The 23062-nt window shown below is 63.9% G+C and carries 21 protein-coding genes; 6 read left to right on the top strand and 15 right to left on the bottom strand.

Annotated elements, in window-relative coordinates:
• The first annotated feature begins 50 nt into the window (after window positions 1-50).
• Together AC0IYS_RS12595 and AC0IYS_RS12590 are read left to right on the top strand one after the other, a co-directional pair.
• Window positions 51-341 carry an ArsR/SmtB family transcription factor gene (locus AC0IYS_RS12595; protein WP_090321461.1) on the top strand — a complete coding sequence of 97 codons (291 nt, stop codon included), beginning with the start codon at window positions 51-53 and terminating at the stop codon, window positions 339-341.
• 10 nt (window positions 342-351) lie between these two features.
• Window positions 352-1407 carry an alkene reductase gene (locus AC0IYS_RS12590; protein ID WP_471705457.1) on the top strand — a complete coding sequence of 352 codons (1056 nt, stop codon included), beginning with the start codon at window positions 352-354 and terminating at the stop codon, window positions 1405-1407.
• Between the two features lie 95 nt (window positions 1408-1502).
• Here AC0IYS_RS12590 and AC0IYS_RS12585 read toward each other — a convergent pair whose 3' ends face one another.
• A complete protein-coding gene (locus AC0IYS_RS12585) occupies window positions 1503-2465 on the bottom strand; it encodes an MBL fold metallo-hydrolase (protein ID WP_471705456.1) in 963 nt (320 codons plus the stop codon).
• 235 nt (window positions 2466-2700) lie between these two features.
• Here AC0IYS_RS12585 and AC0IYS_RS12580 point away from each other — a divergent pair, with 235 nt between their 5' ends.
• Window positions 2701-3318, top strand: a complete 618-nt coding sequence (locus AC0IYS_RS12580; RefSeq protein WP_471705455.1) for a 1-acyl-sn-glycerol-3-phosphate acyltransferase — start codon at window positions 2701-2703, stop codon at window positions 3316-3318.
• 2 nt (window positions 3319-3320) lie between these two features.
• Here the strand turns inward: AC0IYS_RS12580 and AC0IYS_RS12575 are convergent, their stop codons facing one another.
• From AC0IYS_RS12575 to AC0IYS_RS12540, 8 genes are all read right to left on the bottom strand, one after another.
• Window positions 3321-3875: a HupE/UreJ family protein gene (locus tag AC0IYS_RS12575; RefSeq protein WP_471705454.1), complete on the bottom strand. Its 555-nt coding sequence runs from the start codon at window positions 3873-3875 to the stop codon at window positions 3321-3323.
• Window positions 3876-4041: 166 nt separating this feature from the next.
• Window positions 4042-4671 (bottom strand): urease accessory protein UreG, encoded by a 630-nt coding sequence (gene ureG / locus AC0IYS_RS12570; RefSeq protein WP_471705453.1) that lies wholly within the window; start codon window positions 4669-4671, stop codon window positions 4042-4044.
• 22 nt (window positions 4672-4693) lie between these two features.
• Window positions 4694-5374 (bottom strand): urease accessory protein UreF, encoded by a 681-nt coding sequence (locus tag AC0IYS_RS12565; protein WP_471705452.1) that lies wholly within the window; start codon window positions 5372-5374, stop codon window positions 4694-4696.
• A 21-nt stretch (window positions 5375-5395) separates the two neighbouring features.
• Window positions 5396-5917: an urease accessory protein UreE gene (ureE, locus tag AC0IYS_RS12560; RefSeq protein WP_471705451.1), complete on the bottom strand. Its 522-nt coding sequence runs from the start codon at window positions 5915-5917 to the stop codon at window positions 5396-5398.
• A gap of 6 nt (window positions 5918-5923) precedes the next feature.
• Window positions 5924-7630, bottom strand: coding sequence for an urease subunit alpha (gene ureC, locus AC0IYS_RS12555; protein ID WP_471705450.1), 1707 nt, complete (start codon window positions 7628-7630; stop codon window positions 5924-5926).
• 15 nt (window positions 7631-7645) lie between these two features.
• Window positions 7646-7972: an urease subunit beta gene (locus tag AC0IYS_RS12550; RefSeq protein WP_315212619.1), complete on the bottom strand. Its 327-nt coding sequence runs from the start codon at window positions 7970-7972 to the stop codon at window positions 7646-7648.
• Window positions 7973-8042: 70 nt separating this feature from the next.
• Window positions 8043-8345 (bottom strand): urease subunit gamma, encoded by a 303-nt coding sequence (locus AC0IYS_RS12545; protein WP_090321423.1) that lies wholly within the window; start codon window positions 8343-8345, stop codon window positions 8043-8045.
• 16 nt (window positions 8346-8361) lie between these two features.
• Window positions 8362-9237, bottom strand: coding sequence for an urease accessory protein UreD (locus AC0IYS_RS12540; RefSeq protein WP_471705449.1), 876 nt, complete (start codon window positions 9235-9237; stop codon window positions 8362-8364).
• A gap of 226 nt (window positions 9238-9463) precedes the next feature.
• On the opposite strand from AC0IYS_RS12540, the gene AC0IYS_RS12535 reads away from it, so the two are divergent.
• Window positions 9464-9973 carry a CCDC90 family protein gene (locus tag AC0IYS_RS12535; protein ID WP_471705448.1) on the top strand — a complete coding sequence of 170 codons (510 nt, stop codon included), beginning with the start codon at window positions 9464-9466 and terminating at the stop codon, window positions 9971-9973.
• Between the two features lie 68 nt (window positions 9974-10041).
• On the opposite strand, the gene AC0IYS_RS12530 is transcribed toward AC0IYS_RS12535, so the two are convergent.
• The 6 genes from AC0IYS_RS12530 to AC0IYS_RS12505 form a co-directional block, all read right to left on the bottom strand.
• Window positions 10042-11823 (bottom strand): DUF885 domain-containing protein, encoded by a 1782-nt coding sequence (locus tag AC0IYS_RS12530; RefSeq protein WP_471705447.1) that lies wholly within the window; start codon window positions 11821-11823, stop codon window positions 10042-10044.
• 25 nt (window positions 11824-11848) lie between these two features.
• Window positions 11849-14032: an EAL domain-containing response regulator gene (locus AC0IYS_RS12525; protein WP_471705446.1), complete on the bottom strand. Its 2184-nt coding sequence runs from the start codon at window positions 14030-14032 to the stop codon at window positions 11849-11851.
• A 166-nt stretch (window positions 14033-14198) separates the two neighbouring features.
• The gene (locus tag AC0IYS_RS12520; protein WP_471705445.1) at window positions 14199-16361 is read right to left on the bottom strand and encodes an ATP-binding protein; all 2163 of its coding nucleotides are present in this window, start codon (window positions 16359-16361) and stop codon (window positions 14199-14201) included.
• A gap of 204 nt (window positions 16362-16565) precedes the next feature.
• Window positions 16566-18212, bottom strand: coding sequence for a SulP family inorganic anion transporter (locus AC0IYS_RS12515; protein ID WP_471705444.1), 1647 nt, complete (start codon window positions 18210-18212; stop codon window positions 16566-16568).
• Between the two features lie 113 nt (window positions 18213-18325).
• Entirely contained in the window at window positions 18326-18904 is a 579-nt protein-coding gene (locus AC0IYS_RS12510; RefSeq protein WP_471705443.1) for a TetR/AcrR family transcriptional regulator, read from the bottom strand.
• 502 nt (window positions 18905-19406) lie between these two features.
• Window positions 19407-20891 carry a GGDEF domain-containing protein gene (locus tag AC0IYS_RS12505; protein WP_471705442.1) on the bottom strand — a complete coding sequence of 495 codons (1485 nt, stop codon included), beginning with the start codon at window positions 20889-20891 and terminating at the stop codon, window positions 19407-19409.
• Window positions 20892-21059: 168 nt separating this feature from the next.
• On the opposite strand from AC0IYS_RS12505, the gene AC0IYS_RS12500 reads away from it, so the two are divergent.
• Both AC0IYS_RS12500 and ku read left to right on the top strand, forming a co-directional pair.
• On the top strand, window positions 21060-22055 hold the full coding sequence (locus AC0IYS_RS12500; RefSeq protein ID WP_471705441.1) for an SDR family oxidoreductase: 996 nt from the start codon (window positions 21060-21062) through the stop codon (window positions 22053-22055).
• Window positions 22056-22058: 3 nt separating this feature from the next.
• Window positions 22059-23039 (top strand): non-homologous end joining protein Ku, encoded by a 981-nt coding sequence (ku, locus tag AC0IYS_RS12495; RefSeq protein ID WP_471705440.1) that lies wholly within the window; start codon window positions 22059-22061, stop codon window positions 23037-23039.
• The last annotated feature ends 23 nt before the right edge of the window (window positions 23040-23062 follow it).

The following is a 23062-nucleotide window of genomic DNA, read 5'->3' as shown; positions in this document are numbered from 1 at the left end:
ACATATATCGTCATAAGCCGATTTCATTTTTTGACCCAGGTGAACCTCAGATGGACATAGACGCGATACACAAAGCCCTCGCCAACCCGATGCGGCGCCAGATCCTGGCGTGGCTGAAGGACCCGGAGCAATATTTTCCGGATCAGGCGCACCCGCACAAGTTCGGCGTGTGCGCGGGCCAGATCGACCATCGCGCCGCGCTGTCGCAATCGACCGTGTCGGCCCACTTGTCCATTCTGCTCAAGGCCGGCCTGATCACGTCCCACCGGGTCGGGCAATGGAACTACTTTAAACGCGACGAAGCCACCATCCAGGCCTTCATCGACCAAATGACACTATAGGAAATTCGACATGGCTAACCTCTTCGACCCGATCACCATTGGCGACCTCACGCTGAAAAACCGCATCATCATGGCGCCGCTGACGCGCGCCCGCGCCATCGGCGGCGCCCGCGTGCCGAACGCGCTGATGGCCAAGTACTACGAGCAGCGCGCCAGCGCCGGGCTGATCCTGAGCGAGGCCACCTCGGTCACGCCGCAGGGCGTGGGCTACGCCGACACGCCCGGCCTGTGGTCGGACGAGCAGGTCGAGGGCTGGAAGGAAGTGACGGCGGCCGTGCACAAGGCCGGCGGCGTAATCTTCGCGCAACTGTGGCACGTGGGCCGCATCTCCGATCCGGAGCTGCTGAACGGCGACGCGCCGGTGGCGCCAAGCGCGATCGCGGCCGAAGGCCACGTCAGCCTGCTGCGTCCAATGCGCGCCTACCCGGTGCCGCGCGCGCTGGAGACGGAAGAGTTGGCCGGCATCGTCGCCGCCTACAAGAAAGGCGCGGAAAACGCCAAAAAGGCCGGCTTCGACGGCGTGGAAATCCACGGCGCCAACGGCTACCTGCTCGACCAGTTCCTGCAGGACAAAACCAACCAGCGCACGGACAACTACGGCGGCTCGATCGAAAACCGCGCCCGCCTGATGCTGGAAGTGACCGATGCGTGCATCGAGGTGTGGGGTGCGGACCGCGTCGGCATGCACCTGGCGCCGCGCCGCGACGCGCACGACATGGGCGACTCCGATCCGGCCGCCACGTTTGGCTACGTCGCGCGCGAGCTGGGCAAGCGCAAGATCGCCTTCATCTGCGCGCGCGAAGCGGTAGGCGAGGACAGCCTGGGACCGTTGCTGAAGAAGGAATTCGGCGGCGTCTACATCGCCAACGAAAGCATGGACAAGCAAAGCGCGCAGAAGTTGCTGGACGCCGGCACCGCCGACGCGGTCGCCTTCGGCAAGGCCTTCATCTCGAATCCGGATTTGCCGCGCCGCCTGCAAACCGAAGCGCCGCTGAACGAGTGGAAGCCGGAGACGTTCTACGGCCAGGACGGCGTCGGTTACACCGACTATCCAGCCTTGGCGTAACCCCGCCGGGGGTCAAGTCTGACATTCCGACAGGAGCTCAACAGCGCAGAGGTCCAGTCCGTGTACGAATGTCAGACTTGACCCCGTGAATTGGATCAGCGTGGCTGGGTGTAATTGACCGGCACGTACTGGTAGCCTTTGCCGTGCGCGCGCACGTGTCCCAGCCCGGGGAACGACAGGTGCGCGGCGCCGATCAAATAGCCCCCCTTGGCTGCGGCCGCGAACGCTTCCTTGCGCTCGGCGATGGCGATCGTGCTGTCGGTGTCGAACTGGATGCCGACGCCCGGATCGTCAAACTGCACGCCCTGCACGTGCAGCAAGTCGCCCAACAGCACCAGCTTCTGCCCCTTGCTCTCGACCACATACGTGATGTGGCCGACCGTGTGCCCGCCATTGAAGTAGGATTTAATCCCCGGTACCAGCTCCGTGTTGGCGACAATCGGCTGGAACTTGCCGGCCTTGACGTAGGGATTGATTGACAACATCGGTCCCTGGAAGCCGTCCTTGCCTTCCGGCGGCGCCTTGTCCAGATTAGCCTGGCTGAGATAGTAATCGGCGTCGAGCTTGCCCGCGCGCACGATGGCGTTCGGGAACACGCGCTGCTCGTTGCTGGCCAGACCGCCGACGTGGTCGCTGTGCATGTGCGTGATGTAGATCTCGTCAACCTGCTCCGGCTTGTAGCCGGACGCTTTCAGATTGCCCAGCAACTGCCCCAGCGTCGGACCGAACAGGCTGGCGGCGCCCGTGTCGATCAGGACCAACTTGCTGCCGGTGTTGATCAGGAAGCCGTTGACCGACGTTTGAATCGGGCTCTTCTCGAACACCTTGGCCAGCGCCGCGTCGGTCTTGGCCGGCGGCTGCTTGAGCAGTTTGTTGACCGGCAGGTCCAGGGTGCCGTCGTTCAGCACGGTCACTTCGAAATCGCCCAGGGTGGTGCGGTAGAAGCCCGGTGCCTGGAACTTGGCCATCGGCGCGGCGGCCTGGGCCGTTGCGGCCGCGAAAGCGCCGGCGATGGCCACGACGACGGCGGCACGTTGGGTCAATGTTGTCGAGATCATGGGAGCCCTTTTTTTTGAGAATTATCAGGATCGCTACAATACCTCAAATACACTAATTTTGCGTCGCGCCCGTGGCTAATCTGCATCGCCCGCCCACCCCAACGCCGCGCGCGGCCATCCCCGAAGCGCTTGCCCCGTCGAGGTCGCCAATATAGAATGCGTGCGCGGTTTTTGACCAGGTCCATACCAGCCTGTCAAGAGTGACAAAAAGATAAAACGAAGACAGGTGGAATGGATGAGCGATTTTGAATTGAAACCGGCGGCGCTGCCGACCTTCTCGCAGCGGCTGTCGTTGCGCTTGCTTAAGCTGGTTGGCTGGCGCGTGCTGTTCCGCCCCCTGCCCGGGCCGCGCGGCATCATGGTGATCTATCCGCACACGTCGAACTGGGACTTTCCGATCGGGCTGCTGTGCAAATGGGCACTGAATCTGCCGCTGCGCTTTCTGGCCAAGGACTCGCTGTTCAAGCCACCGTTCGGCAAATGGCTGCGCGCGATCGGCGGCGAGCCGGTCGAACGCGGCACGCCGAGCGGCACCATCAAAACGCAGGCGGCGCGCATGAATGCGGCGGACTTTTACTGGATGGGCATCACGCCCGAGGGCACGCGCGCCTATCGCCCTAACTGGAAAAGCGGTTTTTATCACCTGGCGCTGGAGGCCAAGGTGCCGCTGGTGCTGGTGTATTTCGATTACGCGAGCAAGACACTGGGCATGGTCGACCATGTTGTCCTGACCGGCGACCAGGAAACCGACATGGCCGCCATCCGCAAGGGCTTCGAAGGCCACAAGGGGCTGTATCCGCAAAACGCGGCGCCGATCGTGCTGTCCGAGCGCCGCGCCGAGCCGCGCGAGTAGCTTTACACTGATGCCGCCAGCATCACGCCGGCGGCGGCGATCACCGCGCCGCTGACCTTCACCGCCAGCGCGGGGCTGATGCGGCCCAGCGTCCGCCCGCCATAAACCAATATCGTGGTCGCCACCAACATGCCAAAGGCGCTGGTTGCGGCGGGCAGCTCGTGGCCGTGCGCGTTGCCATGCAAGACCGCGAACACGCCCACCATCGTGACGCCAACCGCCGACGGCAGGCGCGCCGCCACCGCGATCAACACACCCATCGTAGCCACCGTCAACGCGATGCCGGTTTCCAGGCCGGGTATCGTGACGCCGGCCACGCCGGTCAGCACGCCCGCCAGTACCATGCCGATGAAGGTCGCCGGCAGCCATTTGGCGTTTGACTGGCGCGCGCTCCAGATGCCGACGGCAAGCATCGCCAGCAAGTGATCGATCCCGGTGAAGGGGTGGGCGAAGCCTTCGAAGAAACCGTGGATATGCGCGCCGCCAGCTTGAGGGTGGGCGGCGGCGGCGGTGCTGGCCAGCGCCAGCGCAATGGCGAGTACCGATTTATTAGACATGCGATCTCCTGTTTAAGTATGCGTTTCGAAGATACACGTAGGGCGGATTAGCGCAGCGTAATCCGCCAATGCATGCGCCGTCGGCGGCTCAAAGATGGCGGATTACGGCGTTCCGCCTAATCCGCCCTACGTGTCTTTGTGGTTATGCTGTTTTCCCGTTGCCTGGTTACGCGGCGTGCGGAGTTTGTCCCAACAATCCCTGCTCCCGGATGAAATCGATGACGGCGCCAACGCCGTCGCCGCTGCGCAGATTGGTGAAAATGAATGGACGCGCGCCGCGCTGCTGCTTGGCGTCCCGCGCCATCACATCCAGATCCGCGCCCACGTGCGGGGCCAGATCGGTCTTGTTGATGATCAGCAGATCGGAGCGGGTGATGCCGGGACCACCCTTGCGTGGAATTTTCTCGCCGCCGGCAACGTCGATCACGTAAATCGTCAAATCCGACAGCTCCGGGCTGAAGGTGGCGGCCAGGTTGTCGCCGCCCGATTCGACCAGTATCAGGTCCAGGTTCGGAAAATCCGCCTGCATGCGGGCGATCGCCTCCAGATTGATCGAGGCATCCTCGCGGATGGCCGTGTGCGGACAGCCGCCGGTCTCCACGCCCATCAGCCGCTCGGCCGGCAACGCATCGGCGCGCAGCAGGATCTCCATGTCCTCCTTGGTGTAGATGTCATTGGTGATGACGGCCATGTCGAACTGGTCGCGCATGCCTTTGCAAAGCATTTCGCACAAGGCGGTTTTGCCCGAGCCGACAGGGCCACCGATGCCGACGCGTAAAGGATTGGAAGTATTCATATGTTTTATATTGTTTATCTGGTTATGATCTATAAAGACGGCTGTACTGCACCTCGTGCCGCATCGACAGCAGCGACAATCCCGGCGCCCAATTGCACATATCGTCGTCGGAAACGGTTTGCGCGTAACGCGCCGCCGCCTCGATATCGTCTCGCAGCGAGAGCAACATGCGCTGGCCGGCCACCTGCCCCAGCGGCACGGATTTGACGCACACCAGCACCTGATTCTCGGCCCACGCGAACAGCATCGCCAGCAGCGCGGCGTCGTGGGGGATCTCCAGCGCCGCCACGGCGCAGGCGAAGGCGGTCGGCAACGCCACTTCCGGCTCGCCTTGCAGGTGCGCCAGCATCTCGGCGTCGACGATACCCAGTTCGGCGACCAGCTTGGTCAGCGAATACCCCATCTGGATGGTCTCGGCGCGGAATTCGGCGCTGTCGCGCGAAGCGATAAAACGCTCGCTCCACTCGGCGACCGCCGCCCAGTCGCGGCGCGACCAGGCTTGCATCAGCCGCCAGCCGACCGGCGCTTCCCACTGCGCCACCACCTCGTGCAGGTGACGCAGTATCCAGGCGCGCGCCTGCTCGGCGTTGGTGACCATGCCGTTTTCAAGCGCCGCCTCCAGCCCTTGCGAATAGCTGTACGCGCCGATCGGTAGGGCCGGACTGGCGAATTGCAGCAGATTGAGTAACGCGGACGCCTGCATCAGAATGGACTCACCGTCGGCTCACTTCGGATCGCTGGGGCGGTGAATTTTCTGGCGCAGCGGGATCGGCGCCAGCGGATGATGGCCGCCGTCGTCGTGATGCGCGTGACCGCCGCCATAGGCGCCCGATTCCGGCTCGAAGGCGGCCTGCTCCTCCTCGACCTTGGCGCCCAGGCCGGCCAGCATCTCCTTGAGCACCGCGTCGGCGCGGATGCGCAGGAAGCCGTCGCCAACTTGCGCCTGGGTGTGGCGGTTACCGAGATGGAAGGCGCAGCGCAGCAAGGTGTGGGCGTCGGCGCAGGTGACCTTGTAGGTCGGCTCCGGCGCGGCCACCACCTTGACGACGCGCTTGTCCTCGCCGGTCAGCAGGTCGCCGTCGCGCAGCACCGTGCCGCGCACGGTGAAGACGGCGACATCCTCGCCGGTGTCCAGCGTGGCGCGCAGGCGGCATTTCTCGCGCAATTCGTAGGGCAGCACCAGCTGCGCGGCGATGTTGGCGGCCGCGTGGTCGGCCGCTGAAAGTTTGGTATGGAGGGTCAGCATAAGTGTCTAGAACAGGAAGTAACGCTGCGCCATCGGCAGCTCGGAGGCCGCTTCGCAGACCAGCAGCTCGCCGTCGGCGCGCACTTCGTAGGTTTCGGGATCGACTTCCATCTTCGGCGTGGCGCCGTTATGGATCATGTGGTGTTTGCGCAGCGCGCGCATGTCCTTGGCGACGATGAGGGTTTTATTCAGTTTAAGCTTGTCGCCTATGCCGTCGTCGAACGCCGCCTGCGAGACGAAGGTGAACGACTTTTTCAACCCGCCACCGAAGGCGCCGAACATCATCCGGTAGTGCACCGGTTGTGGCGTCGGAATCGACGCGTTCGGGTCGCCCATCTGCGCGGCGGCGATCATGCCGCCCTTGAGTATCGTCGACGGCTTGACGCCGAAGAAGGCCGGCTTCCACAGCACCAGGTCGGCGATCTTGCCGACTTCCACCGAGCCCACTGCGTGCGCGATGCCGTGCGTGATGGCCGGATTGATGGTGTACTTGGCGACGTAGCGCTTGACGCGGAAGTTGTCGTTGCGCGAGGAATCCGGCGCCAGCGGTCCGCGCTGCACCTTCATCTTGTGCGCCGTCTGCCAGGTGCGCATGATGACTTCACCGACGCGGCCCATGGCCTGCGAGTCCGACGACATCATCGAGATGGCGCCGATGTCGTGCAGGATGTCCTCGGCGGCGATGGTTTCGCGGCGGATGCGCGACTCGGCGAAGGCCACGTCCTCGGCGATCGCCGCGTCCAGGTGGTGGCAGACCATCAGCATGTCCAGGTGTTCGTCGAGCGTGTTGACCGTGAACGGGCGGGTTGGATTGGTCGACGACGGCAGCACATTGCCCTCGCCGACGGCGGCAATGATGTCCGGCGCGTGGCCGCCGCCCGCTCCTTCCGTGTGGAAGGTGTGGATGGTGCGGTCCTTGAACGCGGCGATCGTATCCGCCAGATAACCGCCCTCGTTGAGCGTGTCGCTGTGGATCGCCACCTGGATATCCATCTTGTCGGCCACGCTCAGGCAGTTGTCGATGGCGGCTGGCGTGCTGCCCCAGTCCTCATGCAGTTTGAGGCCGATGGCGCCGGCCCGCACCTGCTCCTCCAGCGGCTCCGGCAGGCTGACGTTGCCCTTGCCGAGAAAGCCCAGATTCATTGGAAAGGCGTCGGCCGCCCCCAGCATCGAATGCAGGTGCCACGGCCCCGGAGTGCAGGTGGTGGCGGAGGTGCCGGCCGACGGCCCGGTGCCGCCGCCGATCATCGTCGTCACACCGCTCATCAAGGCTTCCTCGATCTGCTGCGGGCAGATAAAGTGGATGTGGGTGTCGACGCCGCCGGCGGTGACGATTTTGCCTTCGCCGGCGATGATCTCGGTGGCGCCGGCGATGATCATCGTCACGCCGGGCTGGATGTCCGGGTTGCCGGCCTTGCCGATGGCGGCGATCATGCCGTCCTTGATGCCGATATCGGCTTTGACGATGCCCCAGTGGTCGATGATGATCGCGTTGGTGATGACCGTGTCCATCACCAACGGATCGGAACGCACGCGCTGCGACTGACCCATGCCGTCGCGGATCACTTTGCCGCCGCCAAATTTGACTTCTTCGCCGTAGATGGCGTAATCGTGCTCGATTTCGATAAACAGTTCGGTGTCTGCCAGACGGACGCGGTCCCCTTTGGTGGGACCGAACATTTCCGAGTAGGCGCGGCGCGAGATTGTAGCCATGTTAGCCTTTTATTATTAGCTTTTCGGTGGATTGGTATCCAGCTTGCCCATCACTTTTCCATTGAAGCCGTAGACCTTCTGGTCCCCACCCAGCTTCACCAGTTCGACGGTGCGCTGTTGCCCCGGCTCGAAGCGCACGGCGGTGCCGGCGGCGATGTTCAGGCGCCGTCCGTAAGCCTTCCAGCGTTCGAACTTGAGCTCCGTGTTCACCTCGAAGAAGTGGAAATGCGAGCCGACCTGCACCGGCCGGTCGCCCTGGTTGGTCACCACCACGCTCTCGGTTTCGCGGCCCTCATTGAGGCCGATCTCGCCCTCCGTGAGCAGATATTCACCGGGTATCATAGTGATCTCCTTGAAAAAGGTGTCGTGGGGTGGTTCGGGTTGGAACGTAAATGGGTATTCATGATGCGGTTCAGGGTATCGGGTTGTGCACGGTGACCAGCTTGCTGCCGTCGGGGAAAGTGGCTTCCACCTGGATGTCCGGGATCATCTCCGGTATCCCTTCCATGACCTGGTCGCGCGTCAGTATCCGGGTGCCGTCGGCCATCAGCTGGGCCACCGACTTGCCGTCGCGCGCGCCCTCCATGATGGCGCAGGTGATCAACGCGATCGCCTCCGGATAATTCAGTTTCAGGCCGCGCGCGAGACGGCGCTCGGCCACGATGCCGGCGGTGAAAATCAGCAGCTTGTCTTTTTCTCTTGGTGTCAGATCCATGTTCGGGGTTCCAGTATCAGGTTTGCCAGATGCGCGGCGTGACGGCCTCGCGTTCCAGCAGATGCGGGCGCACCCGGCGCCACACGGTGAGCATGAGGCGGCGCGCGGTTTCGCTGTCGTCGCCCAGATGACGCGCCACCAGCACGCCCTTGGTATGGGTGATGCCGAAGGCGTGGTCGCCGTCGGCGGCGATGTCGGCGCGGATGTTGGACAGCAGCTCGGCCAGCACGGCGGCCGGCAGCGGTTTTCCGGCGGCGATCAAGGTCGCGCAGACGGTGTGACCATTCAGCGCCAGCGGACTGCCGAGACGACCGCCGACCATCGCGCCCTGCTCCCACCAGATCAATTTGCCGTCGCGGCGGATGCTGCTGCGCTGCGTGACGGTACCGGTGTTGAATACCTCGCCGGAACCGCGACGGCCCATGCACAGGATTTCGCAGCCGATGAAGGTGGCGCCGGCGGCCAGCTCCACGTGCTGTTCCAGCACCACGTTAGCGGTATCAAAAAAGATGGTTTCCTGTGGCAGCCATTCGAGCGCGGCGCCCTCGTTCAGGTGCAGGTGGACGGTCTGGCGGGAGACCTTGCCATTGGCCTTGTACCACTTGGCGGCGCCGGGCGTGGTGATGAAGGCGTGGGCGCGGTCGCCGACGCCGATATCGATCGCGAGCTGGTCGCCGCCGACCACGCCGCCCGGTGGATGAACCACGATCGCGTGGCACACCTTGGCGTCTTCGGGGTACAGCGCCTTCTGCACGCGCAGAGGCCCATAGTGGATGTTATTGAACAGCCGCGTGGTGCCGCCGTCGTCCGCGAATCCGAGCGTGAGACGTGCCTGCCAGGCGGCGTGGGCGACGCAGGCGGCGAGGTCGGAAGGTGCGGTGCAATCAGGCATGACTTAGGGGTTTTCTAAATAATGTCTGTCGTATGCAAGGTATGTGCCAGCAGAACCCAACTAGCACACCGTGGCAGGTGGACTTAACGCACCAACTTGGTTCAATCGCACCGAGTTGGTGCGCATGGTGAGCGGTAGAATAATCGCTTGGTATCGACGTTCGAACACCGGGGGGAATTTTTTGCGATGAGATGGATCTAACACTCATCTAGCCGGAGGCGGGAAAATGAACAGCCAGCCCTTACCCGACAAACGTCGAAATGAACCGAAAGCCAGCGAAGTTGCGGGCGGTGGCGAGCCGCCCTATGACGGGGATATGGAAAAGCGCGTCGAAAATATCGAAGCAGACCTCACTACCATCAAACTTGATGTCGCGGTGATTGTAGCCAACGGCGCAACCAAAGCGGACCTGGCAGAGTTGAGGCACGTCACCAAGGCCGATATTGCAGAGTTGAGGCACGCGACCAAAGCCGATTTTGCAGAGTTAAGGAGCGCGACCAAGGCTGATATTGCAGAGTTAGGCTACGCCACCAAGGCTGATATCGCAGAGTTAGGCTACGCCACCAAAGCTGATATCGCAGAGTTAAGGAGTGCGAGCAAAGCCGATATTGCAGAATTGCGTGCCGCGACCAAGGCTGATATTGCTGAAGCGAAGACTTCGATTATCCAGTGGGTGGTCAGCGCGATCTTCATCGCGCAGTTGCTGCCCTCCCTACTCAAGCTGTTTGCCAACTAGCCAAAATCTAAAACACGTAGGGCGGATTAGCGCAGCGTAATCCGCCATCTAAGAGCCGTCGACAATGCCTAATCCAGATTGGGATAAGGACTCTTGCCACCTTCCTTGATGAACAAATCGATCCGCGCTTCCAGCACCGGCAGCGGCACCGAACCCAGTTGCAGCACCGTGTCGTGGAAAGCCCGGATATCGAACTTCGATCCCAGCGCCGCCTCGGCCTTCTTGCGCGCGTTGATGATGCTCATCTCGCCCAGATAGTAGGACAGCGCCTGGCCAGGCCACGAAATATACCGGTCCACCTCCGTCTCGATCTCGTGCTCCGACAGCGCCGTATTAGCCTTCAAATAATCCTGCGCCTGCTTCCGCGTCCAGCCCTTGCTGTGGATACCCGTATCGACCACCAGTCGCGAAGCCCTCCAAGCCTGGTAACTGAGCATGCCGAACACCTCATACGGCGTTTCGTACATCCCCATCTCAACGCCCAACCGCTCGCTATACAGCGCCCAGCCCTCGCCATACGCCGAAATATAAGCGTTGCGGAAGGCCGGACGGCCCTTCTGCTCCATCGCCACCGGCATCTGGAAGGCGTGGCCCGGCGCCGATTCGTGCAAGGTCAGCGCCGGCATGCTGTACAAGGCGCGCGACGGCAGGTTGTAGGTATTGACCAGATAAACGCCAGGCCCACCGCGCCCCGACGTGTAGAACGGCGCCTGGTCGTCCGGCACCGGAATCACGGCGAAGCGGCGGCGCGGCAGGTAGCCGAAGTACTGGCCCACCTTGGCGTCGAACTTCTTCGCCACCCATGCGGAGCGCATCAGCAGCTCCTCCGGCGTCTTGGCGTAGAAGCGCGAATCGGTGCGAAGGAACTGCAGGAAGGCGGGCAGGTCGCCCTCGAAGCCGGTCTGCTTGATCACGTCGAGCATCTCGGCGCGGATCTTGGCCATTTCGCTCACGCCGATCTGGTGGATCTCGTCGGCGCTCATCGTGGTGGTGGTGAATTCGACGATCTTCGACTGGTAATAGGCCTTACCGTCCGGCAGATTCTCCGCCGCCAGGTCCTCGCGCGACTTCGGCACATACTCGTCGCGCATGAATTTGAGCAGATTGCGGTACGACGGCAGCACGTAAGTTTCGATGGCCTTCACGCCCTCCGCCCGCATTTCTTCCTGCCGCGCCGCCGGGATGGTCGCCGGCATGGCCTTGAACGGCAGGTAGAACACCGTGTCCTGCGGCGTCTTGGCTTCGGTCACCGAGGTGATGGAGCCGTCGCGGCCGATCAGCGTGACCTTCGGCGGCGTGAAGCCGCGCGCCATCCCGGCCCGCATGTTCACAATCTGGTCGTTGAAGTAGCGCGGCACGTCCGACAGCTGCTTGATGTAGTCCTGGTATTCCTTTTCCTTGGTCAGCGTGTTGCGCGCGGCGCCCGCCATGTTGGACCAGAAGGCCGTATCGGCGTTGAGCGGCTTTTCATACTCGCGGAATTTCTGGGCGTCGATCAGGGCCGCGATCTGCGCCTTGTAGACCTGGTAGTTGATCAATTCCTCGGCCGACAGCTTGTCCTGCTTGATGCCGTCGAGCTTTTTCATCACGTCCTGCCAGTAGGCCAGGCGCTTTTGCTGGGTGGCCGGATCGATGCGGGGCAGTGTCGTCGTGCCGCCCTTTTCGTCGTCTTCGCCCTCCTCCATCTTCTGACCCAGGCGCCAGGTCCACTCTTGCGTGTAGATGTTTTTGAACTGGGCGTCGGCGTGACCGGCTTTGGCGGCGGGCGCCTGGGCGGTGGTGGCTGCGGCCGCGTTGAGAGATAAGACCATGCATGCGCCAGCGATGACGGCGCCGAACTTCTTTTCCATAGAGCTCCAGTGGGGGAAGGGTTGATTACATGTCCAGCAAATTGCGTCGTTCGCGCAGCAGCGCGGTAAAAGCCTCGCCATTGAGCGGCGGACTGAAAAAATAGCCCTGCATCTCGTCGCATCCACGCTCGGTCAGGAAACGCACCTGCTCGCGCGTCTCCACACCCTCGGCGATCACGCGCATGTTCAGGTTGTGCGCCAGCGAGATCACCGACAGCGCAATCGCCGCGTCGTTGGCGCTGGTGGTGACGTCGTCGACGAACGATTTGTCGATCTTGAGCACGTCGATCGGGAATCGTTTGAGGTAACTGAGGCTGGAATAGCCGGTGCCGAAGTCGTCGAGCGAGATGCTCACGCCGATGTCCTTGAGCTTGCGCAGCGCCGCCACCGCCTTGTTCGGATCGCCCATCACCGTGCCTTCGGTGATCTCCAGGCCCAGGCAGGCCGGCGCGATGCCGTATTTGCGCAAGGTGCTTTCCACGTACGGCACGGTGGCGTCGTTGGCGAACTGCCCGGCGGCCAGGTTGACCGCCACCTTGATGTCGCCCAGCCCCTGGTCCTGCCACACCTTGATTTGCGCGCACACGCTTTCGAGCACCCACTCGCCGATCGAATTGACCAGGCCATACTCCTCGGCCAGCGGGATGAAGCGGTTCGGCGGCACCCGGCCCAGTACCGCGTTGTTCCAGCGCAGCAGCGCCTCGGCGCCGGCCATCACGCCGCTTTTGAGGCACATTTGCGGCTGGTAGTGGACCTCGAACTCGTTGCGGGCGATGGCGCCGCGCAGTTGGCTCTGGATCGCCAGCTTGTCGCGGATCTCGGCGTCCATGCGCTCGGTGAAGAAGGCGTAGTTGTCGCGGCCGATCTCCTTGGCGCGGAACAGCGCCGTGTCGGCGTTACGCAGCAATTCATCGAAGCTGTCGCCGTCGGTCAGGCTGACGGCGATGCCGATGCTGGAGGTGACGGTGATCTGCTGGCCGTCGATCACCAGCTCCTTGCGCAGGCCGGCCAGGATCTTTTGCGCCATCGGCATCGTCGCGCTCAACTGGGCGTCGTCGGCGACGATGATCTGGAACTCGTCGCCGCCCTGGCGGGTCACGGTGTCGCCATCGCGCACGCAATCGGTCAGGAAGCGCGAGATCACCTGCAGCGCCTTGTCGCCCACGTCGTGGCCGTAGGAGTCGTTAATGCTCTTGAAGCGGTCCATGTCCAGGCACATGACGGCCACGCAGCCGCCCTCGCGGCGCGCCGTGCCCAAAGTCTGCTCGAAGCGCTGGCGCGCCAGCAGGCGGTTGGGCAGGCCGGTGAGCGCGTCGTGGTTGGACAGGAAGTCGATCAGGTGCTGCTCGGCCTTGCGCTCGGTGATATCCATGAACACGGCCACGTGGTTGACCACCTGGCCGGCGTCGTCGCGCACCACGGAGGCGCTCAGCAAGCCCGGATACACGTCGCCGTTCTTGCGGCGCGCCATGATCTCGCCCGACCACAGGCCGGTGTTCATGACCGACTGCAGCATCTGGTCGAACGCGGCGGCGTCCTGCCCGCCGGCGTGCAGCATGACGACGTTCTTGCCGATCACCTCCTGCGCCTCGTAGCCGGAGATTTGCGTGAAGGCGGGATTGGTGGCGACGATGCGCGCCTCGCGGTCGGTGACGACGATGGCGTCCTGGGTGGCCTCGAACACCTGGCTGGCCAGCCGCAGGAACTCCTCGTTGGCGCGGCGCTGCTCGACCTCCTTGGCCAGTTCCTCGGTGCGCTCGGCCACGCGCTGCTCGAGCAGCGAGCGTTCGACCGCCAGCGCGTGCTGCGCGCGGCTCAGGCGCACATGGGCGTCGGTGCGGGCCAGGATTTCCTCGGCCTGGAACGGCTTGGCGATGAAATCGACCGCGCCGAGCGCGAAGCCGCGCACCTTGTCGTCGGTGTCGTGCTGCGCCGACAGGAAGATCACCGGCACGTTGCACAGCTGCGGCGACTCCTTCAGGCGGCGGCACACCTCGAAGCCGTCGATGCCGGGCATGCGGATGTCGAGCAGGATCAGCTCCGGAGGGCGCGATTGGGCGGTCCACAGCGCCAGCTCGCCGTTGGGGGCCTGGCGCACGTAATAACCGGCCTCCGTCAGCAGGTCGCTGAGTAGCTTGAGCGAGGCCGGCGTGTCCTCCACGATCAGCACTTCGCCCTTGGTGTGTTGTTCCGATAAATCCCGGTGCATGTAAAACTCTCTCGCCTTGTTCCGCCGCCGCTGTCCGCCAAAAGGATACCGGCGATATCGTCATGTCACGACATCGCCCGAATACTTGCCTTAATACTCCCCACTAATACATGTACTATCAATATTACTAATATATACACTAACTACTATGATATACCTGTCCGGCCTATGCCTCCAGTTCGCTACCCGCCTCATCGAGCAAAGCGCATAGCTGCGGGTACTGGTGCAGCCGCACCATGTGCTCGATGCGCTCGACCACGCCGGCCAGTTGCGCCGGCAAGGGCCGCAGCAGCAGCGCCACGCGCGCCAGGTTGAGCTCCTGCAGCGCCACCTTGAGCTGGCGGCGCAGCGCAGGCTCGAGCCGCGCCAGATCGGCGCCCGACAGCGGCGCGTTGGCGTCGGCGCCGTCGTCGGCGACCACCACGCGGCGCCCTCGCTGCGGCGCATCCAAGGCCGGCGTGTCCTCGTCGGCCTGCGCCTCGGCCACCGGCACCTTGATCGTGAACTGGAAGGTGGCGCCGTCGCCGCGCACCGACTGCACCGACAGCACGCCGCCCATCAGCTGGACGAACTCGCGCGAGATGGCCAGTCCCAGGCCGGTGCCCTCCTTCGCGCCCGGGCCGTCGGCCTGGACGAAGGGCTCGAAGATGCGGGTCTGGTCGATCGGCGAGATGCCCGGGCCGTCGTCGATCACCGCGAACGCCAGCTCGCACTCGCAGGCGCCGTCGACCTTGCGCATGGCGCCGCGCACCCGCAAGGTGACCTTGCCCTGGCCGGTGAACTTGACCGCGTTCGACATCAGATTGAGCAGCACCTGGCGCAGCTTGGTGCCGTCCACCCGCGCCCCGGCCGGCACGCCGGCGCTGTCGAGTTCCAGCTCGACGCCGGTCTGGCCGGCGCGCATGCTGACCATGTCCATCACTTCCTGCAGAATCTCGTCGATGCTCATGATCTCTGTCTGCAGCACCGCGCGCCCGGCCTCGATCTTGGACAGCTCCAGGATGTCGTTGATCAGGGTAAGCAGGTGCTCGCCGGAGCGGTGGATGATCGCCAGGTTGCGCTTTTCCTCCGGCAGCATGTTCTTCGAATCGGCCATCAGGCGCGAAAAGCCGATCACGGAATTGAGCGGCGTGCGCAGCTCGTGGCTCATATTGGCCAGGAAGATGCTCTTGGCCTGGTTGGCCGCCTGCGCCTGGCGCACCGCCACCGACAGCGCGTTGGTGCGCTCGGCAACCAGCTCCTCCAGGTGGATGCGGTGCCGGCGCAGCTCCTGCTCCGCCACTTTGTGCCCGGTGATGTCGTAGTTGACGCCCACCACCCGCGCCGGATGGCCGTCGGCGTCGCGGAAAATCATCGCCTCGCCCTTCATGTAATGCAGCGAGCCGTCCGGCCAGACCACGCGGAACTCGACGTCGAAGTCGCCGCGCCCGCTCAGCGCCCGGTCCAGCAGCGCGCGCACCGGAATGGCGTCGTCCGGGTGCATGCGCGCGATCCAGTCGTCCATCGAGCCGGCCGCGCCGGCCGCGGTGGCGTGGTCCATGCCGTACAGGCGGTGCATCTGCTCGTCCCAGACCAATGCGTCGCTGACGATGTTCCAGTCCCAGATGCCGATGGCCGCCGCGCTGCTGGCGATCTGCAGCCGCTCCTCGCTGGCGTGCATGGCCACGTAGCGGCTGTCCATCAGGCGCACCATGTCGCGGATCGAGGAATTGAGGGTTTTCAGCTCGCCGAAAAACCAGTCGCGCGGCGGCAAGGCGCCCGGGTTCTGCCCCGCCTTGACATTGGCGGCGTAGCGTTCGATGGTGGTGATGGGTTTGAAAATCAGCTGCGACAGCAGCAGATAGAGGCTGAAGACGAGGGTCACGTCGAGCACGAAGATCATGCCGATGATGGTGTAGAGCCGCTGGCGCAGCTGCTCGAGCAGCAGCACCGGCGACGCATACACGGTGATGGCGCCGATGTTGCGGCCGGCGGCGACGATGGCGCGCCGCTCCGACAGCAGCTCCGGGTTGTCCGGCTCGCGCGCCACCTCGACCAGGTGTCCGGCGCTGTCGCGGGTGAGGATGAAGGGACGGCTGCCGGCGGCCGGCACCACCGCGCTGGCGTACAGGTCGCGGTTGCTCAAGCCGCTGCGCATGATGGTGGTGATCTGGGTCTCGTCGAAGTTCCAGGCCGGCAGCGCCACGGCCGACGCCAGCTCGTCGGCGCTGTTGGACAGCGTCTGCCGCAGCTGCTCCCAACGATGGGCCCGTTCGACCTGGTAGAAATACAGCGCGAAGGTGGTCAATACCAAGGTCACCACGGCGGTCAGCGTGACGCTGACAAACATGGCGATGGAGATTCTGCCAGCACGGCGGGCAAGTCGGTACAGCATCGGCAACCAGTCGATAGTTAGTCTGTGGGGCTCCGATGGCAAGGCCAAGAACCCAGGAGTTAAATCATAGTTTCAAAACGACCGGAAGTCCATGCGTATTATTACCCACAGGCATTAAATGTATAAATAATATTCATAATGGTTATTTGCATAACACTTTTATCGGCCTTTGCCGGCCGCCAGCAGATGGTCTGACGCCATCGCGGTGCTGAGGAACAGTTTGCCGTTCAGGTCGCGCAGCAGTTCGCTGTGGCGCAGGCGGTCCATCACCGGCCCCTTCACCTCGGCCAGGTGCATGCCGATGCCGCGCCGCTTGAGGCTTTGATTGAGCTCCGACAGCGCGAACAGCGCGGTGGTGTCGATCGAACTGACCGCCGTCATCACCAGCACCAGGTGGCGCGCGCTCGTGTGGGTGGCCAGCTCGCACTCGATACGCTCGGACACCGCCTCCACATTGCCGAAGAATAGATTGGCGTCGATGCGCAGCACCAGCAGTTCCGGCCGCGTTTCGGCGGGATAGCGTTCGATATTGCGGAAATGCTCGCTGCCGGCGATGCGTCCCAACACCGCGATATGCGGCCGGCTGGCGCGCCAGATCAGGGTACCCATCGACAGCGCCACGCCGACGATCACGCCCGCCTCCACGCCCATGGTCAGCACGCCCAGGCAGGTCGCGCCCCAGGCCAGCGCGTCGCTGCGGTCGTACTGCCAGGCGGTGCGCAGGATGCCCAGTTCCAGCATGCCCAGCACGGCGACGATGATGGTGGCGGCCAGCGTGGGAAGCGGCAGCAGCGCCAGCCAGCCGGTGGGCGCCAGCAGCGCGCAGGCCAGCAGCGCCGCCGTGATCAGGCTCGCCAGCGGCGTGTTGGCGCCGGCGGCGAAGTTGACGGCGGAACGCGACAGGCTGCCCGTCACCGGAAAGCCGCCCGACAGCGCGCTGGCGACATTGGCCGCGCCCAGGCCGACCAGTTCATGGTTGCCGACCAGTTTCTCGTTGCGCTTGAGCGCCAGCGACTGCGCCGCCGACATCGACATCAGAAACACGATGAAGCCGATCAGCAGGCCCGGTTGCAGCAGTTGCGGCCAATGGGCGCTGGAAGTGGCCAGGTTCAGGCGCGGCAGGCCTGGCGGGACGGAACCGGTGGTGCGCACGCCCATCTCGGCCAGGCCGGTGGTCGCCATCAGCGCGATGCCGCCCAGGACCACCAGCATCGGCGCCAGCTTGGCGCCGATATCGGCGACGGCCGGCGGCAGGCCGCAGCGGCGCAGCAGGCCGGCCAGATAAAACTTCGACAGGAGTAGCAACAGCAACGAGCCGACGCCCAGCACCGCGCTCGGAGCGTGCAGGTGGGGCAGCGGCGCGCCGAGCAGGGTATGGACTTGATCGAAGGCGATGACGATCGCCGAGCCGACGGTGAAGCCGCTCATCACGGGACGGGAAAAGAAATTGGCCAAAAAGCCCATGCGCAGCAGGCCGCACAACAGCAGCACGGCGCCGGAGACCATCGCCAGCTGGGCGGCCAGCACGGTGGCCAGCGTGGAGCCGGCCGGCGCCAGCGGTCCGATGGCGGCCGCCGTCATCAGCGACACGATGGCCATGGGCCCGACCGATTGCGTCATGCTGCTGCCGAACAGCGCGTAGACCACCGGCGGCAGGATGCTGGCGTAGATGCCGACCACCGGCGGCACGCCGGCCACCAGCGCGTAGGCCATCCCCTGCGGGATCATCATCATGGCGACCACCAGGCCGGCGCTGATATCGCCAGGCAGCAGCGCGCGCCGGTAGTGCTTCAACCAATGCAGCATTGTCGTTCCGAGAACTTGAAAACCGCCAGCGTACGCGATCGGGCACGGCCGGTCCAGCGCCAAACTCGCTTTTTACATTACGTAATGCGAAAACCGCATAAGGGCATGTGTGCCTAAGTACCCGGCATCGAGGCCCGCACCGCCTCCAAAACCTCCAGCGACATGGCCTCGTCATCGACCGCCCTGGCCAGCACGATCGCCCCGACCATGGCCGCATAGGTGGCCAAGGCCTGCTTGCGCCGGGCCGCCGTGTCCTCGCCCGGCACCAATTCCTCCAGCACCGCGATCTGCCCTTTGGCCCCCTCGGTCAGCGCCTGCCGCACCTTCGGCCCCAGACGCGCGATATCCGGTCCCAGGGAGGTGATCGAACATCCCAGTTCCGGCCCGTCGCGATGGCGCACCGACAAATAGCTCTCGCCGATGCCCGCCATCGCCGTCTTTGGCGCATTGGGGGCTGCGGCCGCCCTCTCGCGCCAGCGCTCCACCGACTTCTTGAACGCATGCGCGGTGGCCTCGGCCAGCAAATCCTCTTTGGAGGCGAAGTGGCCGTAAAACCCGCCGTGCGTCAAACCGGCGCTTTTCATCAAATCGACTACGCCGATGCCGTCGTAGCCCTTCTGGCGGAACAGCCGCGCCGCCGTCTCGACGATGCGCTCGCGGTTGAGCGCCACCTGCTCCCTGCTGACTTTCATATCCGACTCCATCGCAAACTAACCGCGACCATCATACATGATGATCGTCATGTATGGGATGACCCGGAGATCGTGTTGAAGCAGCCCTCAACCGGCCGCAGACGTCAGCTAAGGCGATATCCAGTGAGCTTTGTTCATTACACTTCCGGTCGAACCCAATTCGACCGACCAGGCTTCCATCCCTTTGAGTATCGGATGTTCCCACCAAAGCCGTCTCACGCAAGGGGCATTGCATGACGCAGATGAGTACACGACAAAGGGCGCAACGGAGGTTTCGACCACATCCGGGCTGCCTAGCTTTTGAATCAACGCGCTTTCCGAAGCACCATTTTCAAGCGCAGCAAATCCACTCTCAATCTGGTTTACGCGGACGGCACATGCGGAAAAAGCACCCAAAATAGCCGCGCCAAATATCACGACGAATATCCAACCACGCCTCATTCCCGCCTCCATGCTCGAGCGATTGCGACTGGTCGACAACGACAAGCCGATAGGACGTCAATCATCCGGCCGATTCGATATGATTGCGCCCGGCGCGTTTGGCCCGCTGCAGCGCGGCGTCGAGGCGATCGAGAACCGTGTCGACACCCTCCTCCGCCCCGGCCTGCGCGATTGCCAGGCTGACGTTGACGCTATCGCATCCCGGTAAGTCCGCCTCGGCGATCGCCAGACGCAGTTTTTCCGCCAGCAGCATCACGTCGGAGGCCGTCGTATGCGTGGCGATGATTAAAAACTCCTGGCCACGCATCCGCGCCAGCATGTCGGAGGTGCGCAGGCGGCGCATCACCGTCTGCGCCGCCATCCGCAAAGCCGTATCGCCCAGCGGATGGCCGTACGCATCGTTCGTCGATCGGAAGCTACTCACCTCGAACGACATCGCCGCCAGCGGCAGTCCATAACGGCGCGCGCGCCGCAGTTCGTTGTCCAGCATCGTCTCGCCGGCGCGGCGGTTGGCGGCGCCTGTCAAATTGTCGACGGTGCTCAGTTGCGAGAGCTGGCCGGAAAGCTCGTCGTTCCGGTGCTTTAATTCGCTCATGCCCAGACCGAGGCTGACAAACTGCGCCAGGCTGGCGAACGCGGCGAACTGCTCGCGCGAGAAGGCGATGTGACGGTCGAACATGAGGCAGATCGCCCCCATGACCGATTCCGTCTCCGGATTGCCCGCCTCGGAGCGCAGCGGCAGCGCCAGCACCATGCGCACATAACGGTCGTGCAAACGCATGGCCAATTCCGGATCGCCGGTCTTCTCCGGCGCGTCCAGCAGCACCATGCGCCCGGAGGATGCGGCCATCAACGGCGGAAACACATCCCGCAGCGCCGATTGCAGCAGGTGGTCGGTGCGCCCCAGCAGCCCGGCCAGATTGAGATCGTCGGGCGACGCCTGCGCGACCAGCCGCAGATCGCCATGCTGCTTCATATGCAGCAGCGACGCGTGGTACACGCCCGGAAAACCGCACAACGCATGACACACCTTGGCCGCCATCCTGTCGATATCGTCGATGGCGCCGATGGCGTGCTGCACGCCGCGCTGCAGGCCCACCAGATCGCGCAGCTCGCGCTCCCTGTCGAACAGGCGCTGCTGCGTTGCGGCGCCGGGATCGTCCGATACCGACAACGCCCGGCGGATGGCGTGCCGCAGATCGTCATCGAGCACGGGGCAAATCAGATAGTCGAAGGAGCCGAACGCCATCAGCTCCGGCAGCCACGCGCACTGCTCATACCCGCACAACACCAACAGCGGCGCGCCGGCCCGGTCGATGATCAGGTGGCCGATCGCGGCCAACCCGCCGGGGCGCGCGTAGCCGTTCAAATCCAGCACCAGCAAGTCGGTGGCCTGACGCGCCTCGGCGGCCATATCGTCGATGCTGTCGACGACCACAAGCCGGGAGAACATCTCCCCGCAGATCGCCTGGAAATGCGCGCGCCGGTCGCGGCTGGCACTGAAATACGCGCCAACGCTACCGGACCGGCCTCGAATGTCGGTCATTTTTGTTGCCCCTGGGTATTTCTATTTTTATGCGGAACCGCTTGCTTCCAGTGTGCCACAAAAACGGGCGCTTGCACGGCCGTCCATCTGCGCGCATGTGTGAAAAAGCGCACCGTCATTCTTGGCCCGTGCGCCAATACTGTTCCTTCGATGCACAAGGGAGGAATCATGGCAAACAACGAAAACCGGGCCGATTCGGGCACCGCTAATCAACAGCGCGAAATCCAGCAGCAACAGGACCAGGCCGACCAGCAGAAAAAATCAGCGGGCAGCCAGTCGGGCGAACGCCAGGGACCGGTGCAAACCACCGAACATGAGTATCCGGGCACGATGCCCTCGCAGCACCTGGAAAAGCCGGGGCTGGAGGCGCAGATGCAGCTCAAGCCCGAGTTCCTGGCACCCGACTACGCCGGCAGCGGCAAGCTGGCAGGCATGGTGGCCCTGATCACCGGCGGCGATTCCGGCATCGGCCGCGCGGTCGCGGTGCTGTATGCGCGCGAAGGCGCGGACGTCGCCATCGTCTATCTGGACGAAGACCAGGACGCGAACGACACCAAACGCTATGTCGAAGCGGAAGGCCAGAGCTGCCTGCTGCTGCGCGGCGACGTGCGCGACGCCGCCTTCTGCCGCGATGCGGCCCAGCAGACGCACGATCGCTTCGGCCGGCTCGATATCCTGGTCAATAACGCCGCCTTCCAGGAGCACGCCGAAAAGCTGACCGACCTGACCGAAGAACGCTTCGACATGACGATGAAGACCAACGTCTACGGCTACTTCCATATGGCCAAGGCGGCGCTGCCCTTCCTCAAACGCGGCGCCTCCATCATCAACACCGGATCGGTGGTCGGACTGCAAGGCTCCAAGCACCTGCTGGACTACTCGACCACCAAGGGCGCGATCCACGCGTTCACGATGTCGCTCGCTTCCAACCTGCTGGACCAGGGCATCCGCGTGAACGCGGTGGCACCGGGACCGGTGTGGACGCCGCTCAACCCGGCCGACCAGTCGCCCGAGAAGATCGCCGAATTCGGCCAGGCCACCGACATGCGCCGCGCCGCGCAGCCGCAGGAGCTGTCGCCGGCCTACGTGTTCCTGGCCGCTCCGTCGTGCTCCAGCTATATCAGCGGCATCGTGTTGCCGGTGACCGGCTCCGTGGGGTCCTGAGCCATGGCCGCCCGCGCGTTGTGGAAAGGCGCCATCAGCTTCGGGCTGGTGCACATTCCGGTCGAGTTGTATTCAGCGGTGCAGACGCACGAGCTGGATTTGACGATGCTCGACCGCCGCGACTTTTCGCCGGTGGGCTATAAGCGCTATAACAAAAAAACCGGCAAGGACGTGACCTGGGACGACATCGTCAAAGGCTACGAGTACGAGGAGGACGAATACGTCGTCCTGTCCGACGAGGACCTCAAGCGGGCCAACGTCGAAGCCACGGGCACGATCGACATCCAGGCTTTCGTCGACGCGGCCGATGTGCCGCTGACGTATTACGAGCAGCCCTATTACCTGGCGCCGTCCAAGGGCGGCGCCAAGGTCTACGCGCTGCTGCGCGAAACGCTGCGCAAGGCCGGCAAGATCGGCATCGCGACGGTGGTGATCCGCACCAAGCAGCATCTGTGCGCGCTGGTGTGCATCGACGACAAAATCGTCCTCAATACCCTGCGGTATGAGGCGGAGATCCGCGACGCCGAGGAACTGAAGCTGCCGCCAGCGACCGCCAAGGCGGCCGGCATCAGCGACAAAGAGCTGCAGATGGCGCTGTCGCTGGTCGAAGGCATGAGCGAGGAATGGAAGCCGGAGCAGTACCGCGACACCTACAAGGACGACGTGCTGGCGTTAGTCAAGAAGAAGGTCAAGGCCGGCCAGACCAAGACCATCACCGCCGCCGAGGCGGAAGACAAGCCGGCCAAGGCGTCGAACGTGGTCGATCTGGTGGCGCTGCTGCAGGACAGCCTGGGCAAGCGGCCGGGCAAGGGCGCGGCCGCCAAACCTGCGGCGCGCAAAACCGCTGCCAAAGCAGACAGCGACGAGGAGGAGGAAGAAGCGCCAGCGCCTCGCCGCAAAACCACCATGGCCAAAAAGGCGCCAGCGGCGGCGGCAAGGGCCAAGAGCACCGCCAAGTCAGCCACCTCGCGCAAGGCGGCATGACCGGGGCCACGCAACATCACCAA

Source organism: Duganella sp. AC237, assembly GCF_979254035.1.
Note: the sequence above shows the minus strand (reverse complement) of the source record. Positions and strands in the feature narration are given on the sequence as shown.